The sequence below is a fragment of the Paraburkholderia sediminicola genome (assembly GCF_046026675.1).
Classification (GTDB): Bacteria; Pseudomonadota; Gammaproteobacteria; order Burkholderiales; family Burkholderiaceae; genus Paraburkholderia; species Paraburkholderia sediminicola_F.
In genome coordinates, this window is the sequence record NZ_JAQQEY010000002.1 from 1,194,728 (window position 1) to 1,208,422 (window position 13,695).

Sequence of the window (13,695 nt, forward strand, 5' to 3'; positions counted from 1 at the left end):
AATAAAAAAATGAAAACAGTTCGTGTATTGGAAAAGAGCGTCGATATCGACTCGCTTGATCTGCACATTGGCGTGCAAGACGCGCCGGACGTCGAGTTTGCCGAGTGTCTCGTGCGCGTGGTGAGTGCCGCGGTGAATCCGAGCGACGTGAAAGCTGTGCTGGGCTTCATGCCGCATGCGGTGTGGCCGCGCACGCCGGGACGGGATTACGCCGGCATTGTTGTCGAGGGGCCGCAGGAGATGCTCGGCAAGGAAGTGTGGGGCAGCGGCGGCGAACTGGGTATCCGGCGCGACGGCACGCATGCCGGCTATCTCGCTGTGCCCGTGCGCAGTGTGCGCGCCAAGCCGGCAAATCTGACCATGGAAGAGGCGGGCGCGGTCGGCGTTCCCTTCGTGACGGCCTTCGAAGGAATGCAACGAGCCGGGGGCGTGGAGCAAGGCGACGTCGTCCTCGTGCTGGGGGCGAACGGGAAGGTGGGGCAGGCAGCGATACAGCTTGCGACCCAGGCTGGGGCGAAGGTGTTGGGTGTCGAACGCACGAATCAACCGTACATTGGCCATGCGAACGCAGACGTCACCATGATCGACGCCTCGTCGCAAAACCTCGACGAGGTGGTCCTTCAATTGACAAATGGCCACGGCGCGGACATCGTGTACAACACAGTTGGCAGTCCATATTTTGAAAAGGCCAACAAGGCCATGGCCGTGCGAGGGACGCAGATTTTCATCTCTACCATCGAACGTCCGGTGCCATTTGACATCTTTACGTTCTATCGGGGGCAGCATACCTATGTCGGCATCGATACGCTCGCACTCGACAGCACGGAAGGCGCGCTCATTCTCGACGCATTGCTGCCGGCATTCGAACGCGGCACGTTAAAGCCGTTTCCCATCGTTGAGAATTTTGTCTTCGATCTCTCCGACGCGGCGCTTGCGTATCAGGCTGTTTTCCGCGGCGCGGCTAGCCGGGTTCTGCTCAAGCCATGAACGTGACCCGCTTCGTGGAGGCGCCGGAATATTTTCCGCCCAACCACTTTTCGATGCGATGTGTCCGGCTTCAAGGCCATGAAGCCGGACCGGCAGAGTCGCTGTGGCTAGGCGTTTCGGCGATCGAGCCGGGCGGCTACACCACGTTGGATGCGTCGCCCGTTGAAAAACATTATGTGGTGCTGGAAGGTGAGGTTACCGTCGAAACCGATGAAGGCGAGGTCGTGCTCGCGGCCTTCGATTCGTGCCGCATTGCGCCGGGAGAACGGCGAGCATTGCAAAATCGTTCCCGCAGTCCGGCGAAGATTCTGCTGGCGATGCCGTTTGTGCGGCCTGAGCATTGCTGATGAGACGACGGCAGTGATAAGCCGCCGCGTGCTTCCCACGACGACCCGCAAGGGTTGCGCATGATGCATTCCAGCGGTGTTGCGACGGATATGCGGCTTGGCGCCGGTGAGCAGCGGCATGCCCAAGCCGCCGCTGTCGGCTGCTTTCTCTATGTGCGGCAAGGCGGCGTGTGGATAACGGCGGGGCGACGCGCGTACTGTGTGACACAAGGCAATGGCATCTGGCTTCCGTCGGCCGTCGCCCATAGCGTCTCCGCGATGTACGAAGCCGATATTTGCGCGCTTCGAATCGACGCGGGCCCGAGTGCAGATTTTGTGCCGACGGCGCGCGTTCTGAATTGCTCCGCCGTATTGATCGCGATCTTCTCGGCGACGCAACGATCGACTATCGAACGCTCATATGCAGCGGTCGTGGCGCTGATAGCCGATGAGTTGTGTGCGGGGCCTGAAACCGCCGGGAATTTTGCTGTCCGAATGCCGTCATCGGGAAGCCGTGTCGCGGCGCTATGCGAGGCGCTGCTCGTGCATCCTGGCAAAGATATGGCGATCAAGGACGCAGCAAGCCGGGCGGGCGTGAGCTGCCGTACCTTGAGCCGGATTTTTGCCAAAGAACTGGGCGCCAGTGTCGGCCGATGGCGCCGGGAGGTGCAGGTAGGGGCGGCGATGTGCGCACTTGTACATGGGATCTCCGTGGCGGAGACGGCTCGTGTTCTTGGATTCACATCGAGCGCGTTTTCGACGTTCTTTAAATCACGGATCGGCAATTCACCACGCGAATGGCTCACGCGTCAGCACATCGGGCCATCTGGACGAAGCGCTTCGGGTAAAACCTGAGCGCTTCTGTGCTCACTCAGCAGAAGCGGGCGCGGTTTTCGGTGCTCTTGCTCGTAGCGGCGTGTTGCGTGGCACAGCGGTCGAGCCGCGGACCATCAGTTCGGGGGGGAGCGTAATGCGGTGCGGGGCCGCGCCCGGTGTCGCGATCATTCCGAGCAGCAGTCTTGCGGCCTGGCGGCCCATTTCCCGGTGCTGGATGCGCAGCGTGGTTAAGGGCGGATGGAGCATGTCGAGAAGCGGCATGTCGTTGTGACCGATGAGCGAAATATCTTTCGGGCACGTCAGATGCTGTTCCGCAAACACGTCATAGCACCCCAGCGCAATCAGGTCATTAGCGGCAATGATCGCAGTCACGCTTCTGTGCTCCTTCAGCAACTGGTTGCATGCCACCCGGCCTGCTTCGCGCGTGAATTCGGCGGCTTCGAGGATGACCGTCCCGGTCAGGCAATGCTGCTGTGTCGCCATCTGGAAGCCCTGGATTCGCGAGAGCCCGGTTGCCAGGCGCTCAGGGCCGGCGAGATGCGCGATCCGCTTGTGCCCCAGCCCCACCAGATGATCGACCGCAAGCCTCATGGAAAGGAAATCATCGTTGATCACTTCCGGCACCTGTCCGCCTTCCTCCGCGCGATTCACCAGCACGACGGGTATGCCATCGAGAATGCAACGGCGTACTAATGGGTCGTGGCGGGCAGCGGTGGCGAGGACCAGGCCGTCGACCTGGCGCTCAAGCATCTGCTCGAGCATGCGCTCCTGGTCTTTCAAGGTGCCAACGGTGTTGGCGATGAGGACGCCATAGCCAACGGCTGCGAGTTCTTCTTCGATGCCACAGACAATCGGCGGGAAAACCGGGTTCTCGATATCGGGCAGGCACACCCCGACCACCCTTGACTGGCCGCCGCGAAGTGCGGACGCGAGCTTGTTCTGCCGGTAGCCCAGCGATTTCGCGGACGCCAACACCCTGCGAACGACTTCGTCCCCAATCAGGTGACGGGTTGCGGGATTGAGGGCGCGCGAGACCGTCGACGCGTTGACAGACGCATGCAGCGCGACTTCTCGAATGGTGACGCGGCTCGTTGCCCGGGTTTCTGATGTTTTGGCCATGGAAGTCATTGTATAGGTGCAAAGGGTTGCTCTCAATGTTGCACGTACAAACCCTATGTGCTGCGTGTCATAAATGAATTGACAAAGGTGTTTGTCGGGATAGTATATGCATACGTTTGCATAAAGATTGTCGCATGACAGAAAGCCGTTCACGGCATTCGCGACGCAGTAAAAGCTTAATAATTGATTTGCTATAAAGCAAACGATTGCATGAATTGTGCGTGAGATTGGCGGCGCTGCCCGGGATGCATCCCTGCAACCGCGCTGGCGTACCGGGTCCGGGCACTCGCTTGAACCTGCCAGGAAAACATTTAAACGGAGACGACCTTGGAACTGACGACAAAACTTACAAGCCGACTGGCTAAAAAACGCATTCTCATCACCTGTGCGTTCGCACTGGGCATTGCAGCAGGGCCAAACGCATTTGCGACAGGCGAGAGCGTTGCGGCCTTCTACAAGAATCAGGTCGATCCGCATTTCGCCCTCGTCCACGCAGGCGTCGACGCGGCAGCGAAGGATCTCGGCGTTTCGGTGACCCACTACGCGCCGACACGGCCCAATGATCTTGGCGAGCAGCTCAGCGAGCTCGAGGACGTGAGTGTCAGAAAACCCAACGTCGTGCTGTTCATGGGCGTCAATCCGCACGGCGTCGTTCCGGCGATTGAGAAGGTCAATGCGATCGGTATCCCGATCATCAACTACAACGATCGGGTCGCAGGCGGCAAATTCGCCTCCGTCGTTGTCGCCGACGATTTCAACCTTGGGTTGGACGTCGGCCGCTATCTGCTGAAGAGCATGGACGGGAAAGGCAATGTCGTCATCCTTGAAGGCGTGAAGGGTTCCACCACGAGTGACGAGCGGGTGCGCGGTTTCCACAAGGCGCTGGAGGAGTTTCCGAACGTCAAGCTGCTCGCCTCCCAGCCTGCGAATTATCAGCGTTTGCAGGCGCTTCAGGTCATGGAGAACCTGATTCAGTCGAATCCCAAGATCGACGGTGTTCTCGCTGCGGCGGACGTGATGGCAATGGGGGCTATTGAGGCATTGGAGGCGGCCGGGCAGAAGCAGGTCAAGGTGGTGGGCATCGGCGGCGTGCCGGAGTCGGTCAAAGCCATCAAGGACGGCCGGCTGCTGGCGACCGCCGAGTTCAACGGCTACAAGATGGGCTGCATTGCCACGATGGCGGCCGTGAGGACGGTGCGTAAGGAGTCAGTTCCGCAGACCATTCTGATCAAGGGCATCGTCATCGACAAAACGAACTATGCACCATTCGAAGTGCCGGGCGACAAACGGCAGTGTCCGAAATGGGGCGATGTCGTGAGTAACTAACGAGCCACGAGCCACGAGCCACGAGCTCGCGCTGTCGCGACGCCGGATATCGCTCGAGCGATACGTCGGCACCGCCAGTGACTGCTCGAGCCACAAAATGAAGGCAAACATGGAAACAACGATTCCGAGCGATGGCGTGCCTCTTCTGGAACTGCGCAAGATCTGCAAGAGCTTCCCGGGCGTGCGCGCCCTGACTGACGTCGACCTTCAGCTGTACGCCGGTGAAGTGCATATGCTTCTCGGCGAAAATGGTGCGGGGAAGTCGTCCTTGATGAAGGTATTGTTTGGCGCGTACAAAGCCGACTCAGGCGAGTTCTTCAGCAACGGCCAACCGATAACCATCGAGTCGCCTGCCGACGCCAGGCGACTCGGCATTGCGGTGATCTTCCAGGAGTTCTCCCTCGTACCGCATCTGACTATCGCGCAGAACATCTACCTGGGGCGCGAACCGCGAAATCGCTTTGGCCTGATCGATCATCGCAAGATGCATTTCGACGCGAGAGCCGCGCTCGACGAGCTTGGACTTACCTACGATACCCACGCGTACGCGGCCGATCTCGGCGTCGCGCAGCAGCAGATGGTGGAGATCGCGAAGGCGCTCTCGCACCATGCACGCGTGGTGGTCATGGACGAGCCCACGGCAGCGATTTCCGATCGCGAGGCGGAAGCGCTGTTCAGTGTCGTCAGGAAGCTGCGCGAGTCCGGTGCCGCGATTGTCTATATCTCCCATCGCATGAAGGAGGTGTTCGACCTGGGTGACCGCGTCACGGTACTGCGTGACGGCCGTCTGGTGCAGTCAATGCCGGCCACCGCGGCGACACCCGATGAGCTGATCGCGTTGATGGTTGGTCGGTCAGTCGGGACCGTGTACAAGCGCCAATATTTCGGCGAACCGGGCAAGGTCGCGCTCGACGTGCGCCAGTTGACCACCTCAACCGGCGTTCGAGGCGTCGATTTGCAGGTTCGATGCGGCGAGATCGTCGGACTCTCGGGACTGGTCGGCGCCGGGCGCACAGAGGTCGTGCGGGCGGTCTTCGGCGCGGACCCGATTCAAACCGGCCAGGTCACCGTTTTTGGGGAGGCTGTGACCGGCGGTCCTCACAAAGTCGCGGCGATGGGCGTAGGTCTGATTCCTGAGAACCGGAAGCAGGAGGGGGTGGCACTGAAGCGTTCCGTGCATGAAAACCTACTCACTTCAAGCCTGTGGAAACTCTTTCCGAAAGGGTGGTATCGAGCGGAGAAAGCAAAGAGTGCGACTAAAGCGCTCATCGAATCCTTGCGGATCGCGCCGGGTGACCCCAACAAGTGCGCTCGTGTCCTGAGCGGCGGCAATCAGCAGAAGATCGTGATTGGCAAATGGCTCAGTGCCGGCTGCCGGCTGTTCATATTTGATGAACCGACGCGCGGCATTGACATAGGTGCAAAGACGGAAATTTTCAACCTGATCGAGAAGCTGATTAAAGACGGTGCCGCCGTTCTACTCATCAGTTCTGAATTGACGGAGATTGTTCACGTTTGCGATCGCGCATACGTCATGCGCGAAGGCGTGATCTCGGGTGAATTGCCCAGAGAAAGCTTGAGCGAACAGAACATTCTTCGTCTGGCGATGCATGGGAGTTAAATGATGGACGCAACTGTTGAAAAAATCAGTGTGATACGAAAGCGACGGCCCGTGCCGTCGATTGTTGCGGCGAGCGGCGCACTTGCGGCGGGGGCGATGCTCGGCGTGCCCGGGTTTGCATCGAGTGGCAACATCACCAACATCGGACTGCAGGTCTCGATCCTGCTCATGATTGCCATGCCGATGACGCTGGTCATTTTGAGCGAGGGGCTCGACCTCTCTGTGGGCGCGCTCCTCAGTCTCTGTGCGGTCGTTTTCGCCCAGGCTCTGGGGTTGGGGTGGGGCATCGCGCTGGCGTTATGTGCTTCAGTAGCGGTGGGGATGCTGACCGGTCTCTTCAACGGCGTTCTCATCGCGAAGCTGGGGCTTCCTCCCTTTGTTGTCACACTCGGCACGCTCGGTATTGCCCACGGGGTCGCGCTGGTGCTGACGGACGGCAACGCGGTTGTCGTCGCGAACCCCAGCGTGGCCCAGTTCTACGCGTGGACCCTTCTCGGCGTTCCGTTTCCGGTGATGTTTGCGCTCCTCGCGTATGCGCTCACGCATCTCCTGCTGTATCACACGCGGTTTGGCACCTATGTGTTCGCCATCGGCGGTAATCGGGATGCGCTGCTTCTTGCAGGTATCAAGGCTAAAGTCTTTCATATTGCGATCTATGTGTTCAGCGGCTTGATGGTCGGATTGGCGGCGCTGGTGCTGGTTGGGCGAATGAATTCGGCCGAGCCTGCCTCGGCGATCGGCATGGAGTTCGATGCGATTGCGGCCGTGGTCCTCGGTGGCACGTCTTTCGAGCGTGGCGAAGGCTGGTTGTTCGGCACAGTTATGGGCGTATTGACGATCGGCGTTTTGCGCAATGCCTTGAATCTGCTCGGTGTTGAGTCTTCTCTTCAGGTTGTTTCCGTCGGGATGCTGGTACTCCTTGTCGTTGTTGTCGATAGTGTGCGCAAATCCAGAGTCAATGGAGCGAAAGCATGAGTATTCTGAACAACTCCCGCTTTGTGTGGTCCCGCGTCAGCCAGCTGGATGTGCGTCATCATGTCCGCGAGGAAACGGCCACGCTGATCTATCGCGCCGTACTCATCGTTCTAATTGCGATGGCACTTGCTTTCGCGACGTCTGCGTTCTCCACAGCCCCCAATCTGCTCAACGTTCTGCGTCAGGCCAGCCTGATGTTCCTGCTCGCCTCCGGGCTCACGCTGGTGATCCTGTCCGGCGGCTTTGATCTCTCGATTGCGGCCAATCTTACGTTGTCGGCCTGTCTGGCGGCGGGGGTCATGAAGACAGGCGGGTCGCCGATTCTGGCGGCCGCAACCGCGCTTTCATGCAGTACGCTGATCGGACTGCTCAACGGTCTGGCCGTGACGTTGCTGCGGCTTCCACCGTTTCTCGCCACCTACGGGATGCTTTGGGTCGTTCAGGGGCTCGCGTTCCATTACATGGGCGGCAACGAAATTTACGGCTTTCCGACGGGGTTCAGGGCACTGGGCACAGGATTCCTCGGCGGCATACCGTTGCCCGTCTACATGATGGTATTCGTGCTGATTGGCGCGACGATCGTCACGGGAGGGCTCAATTTCGGCCGGGAAATCTACGCGATTGGCGCCAATAGCGAGGTTGCGAGGCTCTCAGGCATACCGGTGCGCCGGCGCAAAATTGCTGTCTATACGATAAGTGGCTTGATGTCCGGGATCGCCGCGCTCATCTATCTCGCGCGGGTCAATGCCGCAGATTCGGCCATGGGCGAGCCGCTTCTGCTTCCCGTTATCGCGGCCATACTGATTGGTGGCACGTCCCTGTTCGGTGGCGCAGGGAGCTTGGTGGGCACATTGTCCGGGTGTCTCATTCTTGCGCTTGTGATCGACGGGATGAACCTCCTGAACCTCAACGCAAACTGGCAGCCATTGATCATTGGCGCCGTTCTGCTCATTGCCGTGCTCGCGGACGTGCTCGGACGGGGCCGAAAAGAGCGGATCGGCTGACTCTGTCGGGCGACAAATGACCTCAAGGTTGTTTGTCGCTCGTTGCGTTGTTCGTCTTGCCTGCCCTTTGCCGTGATTGTCGCTATGTCCGGTTAACGTTAGTCACGAAAACGGACGCTTTGATAAGCGGCGAGACTGCGAGGTCAAGGACTTTAACCCGATGTTCCGTATTATCTGGATAACGATCCGGTCGGCACAAACGCAGTTGGTAGCCAGAGCGGTCGAGAACGCACCGGGAGAATAGAGCGATCAACGATCACGGTGCTCCAGAAAGCACCGCTATTAGTACGGACTATTAAGCAATTGATTGTTTAATAAATCTCGTCTGATTAGTCGAAATACCAAGGGAAAACGTGAGTCGATAAACTCTTTGGTCAGCAAAGTTTGCGTAATAGAATGCAATCGATTGCATGAATAATGCATAGATGTGGCTTGAGGAAGGATTTGGCGTGGTGGTGGGTCGGAAAGCCGGCGAAGGCGACGACCGAGGCAATCTGGTTGTCTTGCAGGTGCGTCGTGTGTTTCTTTTAGCCTGTCTTTCCTGCCTAGACGATTCGTACAACGAATATATAAATGCGAGCTGTGAAGGCGGAAGCGGCTGGCGGTGAATCCATTACTTAGAGCGAGTGAGGAAGACATGAAACGAAGGACGATTGCCGCGGTCATTGGTGCGGGGCTGTGCAGCGCCGGTTTGAGCTGTGCGAGCTTTGCGCAGAGTAGCATTACGATGGCCGGCAAACTGGATAACGGTATCACGTTCGTCGACAACGATGGCGGTCGCCATAATTACAGGGCCGATAGTGGTGTGCTGTTTCCGAATCTGTGGATATTGACGGGCACCGAAGATATGGGCGGTGGTGTCAAGACCGTGTTTAAGTTGTCGACGCTGTTTAACCTGAACAACGGCCAGCTCAATCAGCCGAACACCTTATTTGGCCAGCAAGCTTGGGTGGGGCTGCAGACTGACTACGGCACGCTGACAATGGGCAATCAGTTCGATTTCAGCGCGGATTTCTTCGGGCAGTTCAACGTGGGAGCCTCCGGCAGCGGCTACGCGATCCACCAGGGTGACTTTGACCACACCAACAATGACCGCATAAAGAATTCCATCAAGTACACGAGTCCCGTATGGGGCGGCTTCACGTTCGGCGCGATGTACGGCTTTAGCAATACGGCTGGCAGCTTCCATGACGGAAGCGGTTGGAGTGCCGGTTTGCAATACGCCAATGGACCTTTGATCGTTGGGGCGGCCTACACGTACCAGGCCAAGCCCACGCTTGATCCTTATGCGCAAATTGGCGTCCACACGTTCTTCAATGTGCCTGTCGCCACTGTGTCGGGCAATGCCGCGACCGATCTGGTGCCCGAGTTCCAGCTCAGCTCTCTGGGAACGTTCGGAATCGGTGCATCGTACGCGATTGGAGACTTCACGCTCTATGGCGACTTCAGCGACACCGTCCTGAAGTACCAGGCACAGACCTCGGTCATGCATGTCTATGAAACCGGTGCGACTTACCAGGTGACGCCTGCCACGCAGCTTGTCTTGGGCTATCAGCACACCGGCTTCGAAGGCCACACGTGGAATCAGGTGACTGCAGCGGCGCTTTATTCGCTGTCGAAACGTACCCAGGTCTATATCTCCTCGGATTACCTGAAGGCGTCATCCGGTGTGGATGCCGTCATCGGCGGGAGTTTCGCGCCTTCACTGGCTGGTCAGCAGGCCGACGTGCGAATCGGCATGTATCACGCTTTCTAAGCACCCTTATTTCGCAGGTTTGTCTGCACTGCGATAACCGAATTGGGGAAGTGCTCCCCGCCCCGGCTACGGCCGGAAATTTTAACGATTGATTGGAGGAGTCAACACATGAAACGCACATACCTTGGAGTGGCATTAGCGGGTACTTTGGCACTTGGCGCTTATACATGGGCTAGCGACGCGGCTGAGACCGCGCCCAAATGGCTTGCAAATATTCCGGTGACGAGCGCCAAGCCGTTCGGCTTCGATATCAGCGCGTCGGCGGACGGCAAGTATTACCTTGCGGACGGAGCGAATGCAACGCTCGACGTGTTCGACGCGAAAACGGCCACGTTGCTCGATCAGATTTCGGCGAACTTCGCCGGCATTGGGCCTAGCCATGACAAATCGGGACCGTCAGGGGTCACCCCGGTGCCGGGCACGTCGCTGGTGTACGTGGGGGACGTTAACGCGGTCAAGGTGATCGACGTCGCAACCAAAAAGCTGGTTAAGACGATTACGGTCAGCACGTCCGGCATTCGCGCCGACGAGAGCTGTCTGGACCCCGATCATCATGTCGTGATGTTCTCGAGTGGCGCAGAGGAGCCGCCGTTCGCTACCTTCATCAATACCGAGACTCAGGAGGTGATCGGGAAGCTTTCGTTGAAGGACTCGACCGGTCTTGAAGCGTGCGCGTACGACCCGAAGGGCAAGAACTTCGTATTGAACAACGATGGTACGAAAGCCAACCCGAAAGGCGAGGTCGATGTGATTCCGCTGGCGTCGGTTCTCGAAGGCAAGCCTGCCGTTGCGAACGTATTCGCACTGAAGGGTTGTGAGGGCCCGACCGGTCTCGCAATGGGCCCGGGCAACGATGCGCTGATCGGATGTGATCCGGATGAGGGTGGTAAGCAGACCACGGTGATCATCAACCGTACGAACGGACAAACCGTCGCCGAATTGCCGTTCGGCGGCGCGGACGAAGTCGTGTACGACCCGGTGTCCAATCGCTACTTCCTGGCTGCCGGTCACCGTTCGGCCGACAACGTCTCGCAGGTTGGCAGCAAGACGGCGAAGTTCGACCCGGCGCTCGGCATTGTCGACGCCGCTACGCGCAGCATCGTCGCGATTGTTCCGACCACGGCGGGCGCGCACTCGGTGGCGGTGGACGGTGAGTCTCATCGTGTCTTCGTGCCGCACAGCCCAGGTCACTCGGAGCAGTTCGCGGGTGCCGGCGTAGCGGTATTCGCGACCCAGTAAGCGATCCGCCAGTCGTCCGGCGCGAGAGCGTGCGCCGGACGACAAAGTATCCGGCATCACGACCCATCTATCTTCAGTCATTCAACTTTCAAAGAGACTCAATCATGGTCCAGTTTCGTGCAGTTTCAGCTGCACTCGTCGCTTCGCTTGGCTTGATGCTTGTCGAGGCCCCTATGGCGATGGCTCAACAACCGGATGGTGGGGAGCAGGCGTCCGCATCCACGAGCGCATCAACGCCAAAGCAGGTCGCCAAAGCTCAGCGTAAGGCTGCGCGCAAGGCCCGGCGGGAAAAGAAGAACGTCGAGTTGAAGGCACTCGAAAAGAACGGCTATCGGGAGTCAGGCAATCAGGATAACTATCCGCAGAATCTGATGGATGCGGAGCGCAAAGCCGCTGCATCGAAGCCCGCTACGCCCGCATCCGCGTCCGGCCAATAACACGCTCGGCTTTAAGGGTGGCGCTGGGGGCTGCGTCCTCAGCGATAAGCTCGAACAAAAGTTATCGGACGTGTTGGTAAGCGCGCGATCTTTCTGGTTATAGCGACGCGCGCCGTCCAGCATAAGCTTCATCTATCGAGCGCTGCTCGAGGTGTCATGAGGAGGAGACTAGCGTGAGATTCTGTCGTTCAGTTCCGTCAAAAAAGGCCGTATTGGCCGCATTACTTGGGTCGGCGTGCGTTGCTTTTCTGAGCAACGTTTGCGTTGCCGAGACGACTGAAGCGCAACAGGCAGTGTCCCGGCTTGCAAGCTATTCGCTGAGCATGAAGCAGGCATTGAAGCTCGTTGAAATCGCAACGGCAACCGCGCAGAGCCGTCATCTCGCGATGAGTTTTGCCGTGCTCGACCCAGGAGGTCACCTCGTCATGGCCGTGCGGATGGACGGCGCACCCTTTGTAAGCGTTGATTTCGCGCGCGGCAAAGCCTTTGCCTCCGTTGCGCTCGGTGGCCAGTCCGGTGCGACGCTGGAGCAGCGCTTCAAGGACGATCCTTCGGAGTACAGCAATGTCGCGGGTGCGGGGTATTTCGCCCCGTTTCTGCCGGCACGGGGTGTGTTTCCTGTCTTTGTCGACGGGCATCTGTTAGGTGCCGTCGGCGCGAGCGGTGCGCCCTCTGAGATCGATGATCAGGTTATCAAGGGTGCAATTGAAGCAATCGGTGCAACGACTGTGCGATGACACGTCGTGTCCTACTGAAACAATACTGGGAAAATTTTCATGAAACGCGAAACAGAACAACGCGATGCAGCGGGCGTAACAGGTCCCATGGATGACAGGCATGCTTCGACTAGCGATGCTACCGATGCTTGCCGCCGATCGATCCTGAAGCTCGGTTTCGGTGCGTTTGCGGCGGGCGCTTTAGGTTTGTCCGGCGCAGTTCGTGCGCAAAGCGGCACGTCGCAGGAGGCGGCTGTCGCGGCAGCCTCGCGCGAAGGTCAGACCATCAAACTGGTGCCGTCGCTGGACACGGTCAAGGTCGGGCAAATCGATCCGGGCGCGCCGACGGCAGTCGTGATCAAGTCGGGCGATACGGTCTGGTATGACGGCACGTGGACCAATTGGGGCAATGAAGCAAAGTATGGGCTGACCTTCAAGGAGCGCGAGCCGATCCGCAAGAAGTACCCCAACGGCCCCTTCTCGCTGATCGGGCCCATTTCGATCATCGGTGCCGAAGCCGGCGATCTGGTCGAATGCCGTATGTTGAAGATGCGGCCGATCGACTGGGGCTGGAACTCTGCGCCTCCCGGCGTCGGCGCTTTGCCGCACGATTTCAAGCCTTACTTGCGCTATCTGAAATTCGACAAGGACAGGACCGCCGCCGCGTATGTTCCAGGCGTCAATATTCCGCTGAAGCCATTTCAGGCGTATATCGCCACGCAGCCGGTCGGCGAGAAACCCATCAGCGCGAATCTGGCCGGCAATTATGGCGGCAATCTCGACTGTGCCGTGCTGGGTGTGGACACATCGATCTTCCTGCCTGTGCAGGTGAGCGGCGCGCGGGTATGGACGGGCGGCTCCATGGGCGCCTCGGGTGAAGGCAACGTCGATCAGACCTCGATTGAGACGGCTTTCGAAGAGATGCGCATCCAGTACATCCTGCACAAAGGTGCTGCACTGAATGTGCCCATGGCGGAGACGCCTGACCACTGGATCGGCTTCGGGTTTTCCGACTCTCTCGAGAATTCACTGGTTGCCTGTCTGCGCCAGATGATCAGCTGGCTGTCTGCCGCCAGCGGCATTGCACCGGAAGATTGCTACGGAATCTATAGCGTGGCAGGCAGCTTCCGTGTGACGCAATACGCCAATCAGACCGGAACGGTCTACTCGACCATTCCGCCCAAAGGTATTCATTGCATGCTTCCCAAGCGCATTTTTACGCCCGCGCTGCAGCAGCGCATCGCAGCGTCTATACGGGCCTGAGTCCATGGTGGTGCGTCAGTTCAACAGGTGTGTGCTCGCGCCTGGCTACAGCATGTCAGCCGGGTCGCGTACCCGTGCACGAGTTGCAA

General features: G+C 58.9%; 13 protein-coding genes. 12 read left to right on the forward strand and 1 reads right to left on the reverse strand.

What is annotated here, in order from left to right:
• The first annotated feature begins 9 nt into the window (after positions 1-9).
• The 3 genes from PQQ86_RS25245 (at position 10) to PQQ86_RS25255 (ending at position 2,168) form a co-directional block, all read left to right on the forward strand.
• Positions 10-987: a quinone oxidoreductase family protein gene (locus PQQ86_RS25245; RefSeq protein WP_408273141.1), complete on the forward strand. Its 978-nt coding sequence runs from the start codon at positions 10-12 to the stop codon at positions 985-987.
• Entirely contained in the window at positions 984-1,334 is a 351-nt protein-coding gene (locus PQQ86_RS25250; RefSeq protein WP_408233677.1) for a cupin domain-containing protein, read from the forward strand. The genes PQQ86_RS25245 and PQQ86_RS25250 overlap by 4 nt, the downstream gene beginning before the upstream one ends.
• Before the next feature lie 258 nt (positions 1,335-1,592).
• Entirely contained in the window at positions 1,593-2,168 is a 576-nt protein-coding gene (locus tag PQQ86_RS25255) for an AraC family transcriptional regulator (protein ID WP_408273145.1), read from the forward strand.
• 12 nt (positions 2,169-2,180) lie between these two features.
• On the opposite strand, the gene PQQ86_RS25260 is transcribed toward PQQ86_RS25255, so the two are convergent.
• Positions 2,181-3,278: a LacI family DNA-binding transcriptional regulator gene (locus tag PQQ86_RS25260; protein ID WP_408273148.1), complete on the reverse strand. Its 1,098-nt coding sequence runs from the start codon at positions 3,276-3,278 to the stop codon at positions 2,181-2,183.
• Positions 3,279-3,596: 318 nt separating this feature from the next.
• On the opposite strand from PQQ86_RS25260, the gene PQQ86_RS25265 reads away from it, so the two are divergent.
• The 9 genes from PQQ86_RS25265 to PQQ86_RS25305 all read left to right on the forward strand — a co-directional run bounded on the left by PQQ86_RS25265 (position 3,597) and on the right by PQQ86_RS25305 (position 13,606).
• Positions 3,597-4,595 carry a sugar ABC transporter substrate-binding protein gene (locus PQQ86_RS25265; RefSeq protein WP_408233668.1) on the forward strand — a complete coding sequence of 333 codons (999 nt, stop codon included), beginning with the start codon at positions 3,597-3,599 and terminating at the stop codon, positions 4,593-4,595.
• Between the two features lie 109 nt (positions 4,596-4,704).
• Positions 4,705-6,216, forward strand: coding sequence for a sugar ABC transporter ATP-binding protein (locus tag PQQ86_RS25270; protein ID WP_408273150.1), 1,512 nt, complete (start codon positions 4,705-4,707; stop codon positions 6,214-6,216).
• Entirely contained in the window at positions 6,217-7,191 is a 975-nt protein-coding gene (locus PQQ86_RS25275) for an ABC transporter permease (protein WP_408233662.1), read from the forward strand. It abuts the gene before it with no gap.
• Positions 7,188-8,195 carry an ABC transporter permease gene (locus PQQ86_RS25280; protein WP_408233659.1) on the forward strand — a complete coding sequence of 336 codons (1,008 nt, stop codon included), beginning with the start codon at positions 7,188-7,190 and terminating at the stop codon, positions 8,193-8,195. Before PQQ86_RS25275 ends, PQQ86_RS25280 begins: the two co-directional genes overlap by 4 nt.
• Positions 8,196-8,832: 637 nt before the next feature.
• The gene (locus tag PQQ86_RS25285) at positions 8,833-9,951 is read left to right on the forward strand and encodes a porin (protein WP_408273153.1); all 1,119 of its coding nucleotides are present in this window, start codon (positions 8,833-8,835) and stop codon (positions 9,949-9,951) included.
• Between the two features lie 108 nt (positions 9,952-10,059).
• A complete protein-coding gene (locus tag PQQ86_RS25290) occupies positions 10,060-11,190 on the forward strand; it encodes a YncE family protein (RefSeq protein ID WP_408273155.1) in 1,131 nt (376 codons plus the stop codon).
• A gap of 104 nt (positions 11,191-11,294) precedes the next feature.
• A complete protein-coding gene (locus PQQ86_RS25295) occupies positions 11,295-11,627 on the forward strand; it encodes a hypothetical protein (protein ID WP_408273158.1) in 333 nt (110 codons plus the stop codon).
• A 293-nt stretch (positions 11,628-11,920) separates the two neighbouring features.
• A complete protein-coding gene (locus tag PQQ86_RS25300) occupies positions 11,921-12,364 on the forward strand; it encodes a GlcG/HbpS family heme-binding protein (RefSeq protein ID WP_408273161.1) in 444 nt (147 codons plus the stop codon).
• A gap of 39 nt (positions 12,365-12,403) precedes the next feature.
• On the forward strand, positions 12,404-13,606 hold the full coding sequence (locus PQQ86_RS25305; RefSeq protein WP_408233642.1) for an acetamidase/formamidase family protein: 1,203 nt from the start codon (positions 12,404-12,406) through the stop codon (positions 13,604-13,606).
• Positions 13,607-13,695 lie beyond the last annotated feature (89 nt).

Coding starts and splice junctions, on each gene's coding strand:
- PQQ86_RS25245 (WP_408273141.1), top strand. CDS start 10: ATGAAAACAGTTCGTGTATTGGAAAAGAGCGTCGATATCGACTCGCTT.
- PQQ86_RS25250 (WP_408233677.1), top strand. CDS start 984: ATGAACGTGACCCGCTTCGTGGAGGCGCCGGAATATTTTCCGCCCAAC.
- PQQ86_RS25255 (WP_408273145.1), top strand. CDS start 1,593: ATGTACGAAGCCGATATTTGCGCGCTTCGAATCGACGCGGGCCCGAGT.
- PQQ86_RS25260 (WP_408273148.1), bottom strand. CDS start 3,278: ATGACTTCCATGGCCAAAACATCAGAAACCCGGGCAACGAGCCGCGTC.
- PQQ86_RS25270 (WP_408273150.1), top strand. CDS start 4,705: ATGGAAACAACGATTCCGAGCGATGGCGTGCCTCTTCTGGAACTGCGC.
- PQQ86_RS25275 (WP_408233662.1), top strand. CDS start 6,217: ATGATGGACGCAACTGTTGAAAAAATCAGTGTGATACGAAAGCGACGG.
- PQQ86_RS25280 (WP_408233659.1), top strand. CDS start 7,188: ATGAGTATTCTGAACAACTCCCGCTTTGTGTGGTCCCGCGTCAGCCAG.
- PQQ86_RS25285 (WP_408273153.1), top strand. CDS start 8,833: ATGAAACGAAGGACGATTGCCGCGGTCATTGGTGCGGGGCTGTGCAGC.
- PQQ86_RS25290 (WP_408273155.1), top strand. CDS start 10,060: ATGAAACGCACATACCTTGGAGTGGCATTAGCGGGTACTTTGGCACTT.
- PQQ86_RS25295 (WP_408273158.1), top strand. CDS start 11,295: ATGGTCCAGTTTCGTGCAGTTTCAGCTGCACTCGTCGCTTCGCTTGGC.
- PQQ86_RS25305 (WP_408233642.1), top strand. CDS start 12,404: ATGAAACGCGAAACAGAACAACGCGATGCAGCGGGCGTAACAGGTCCC.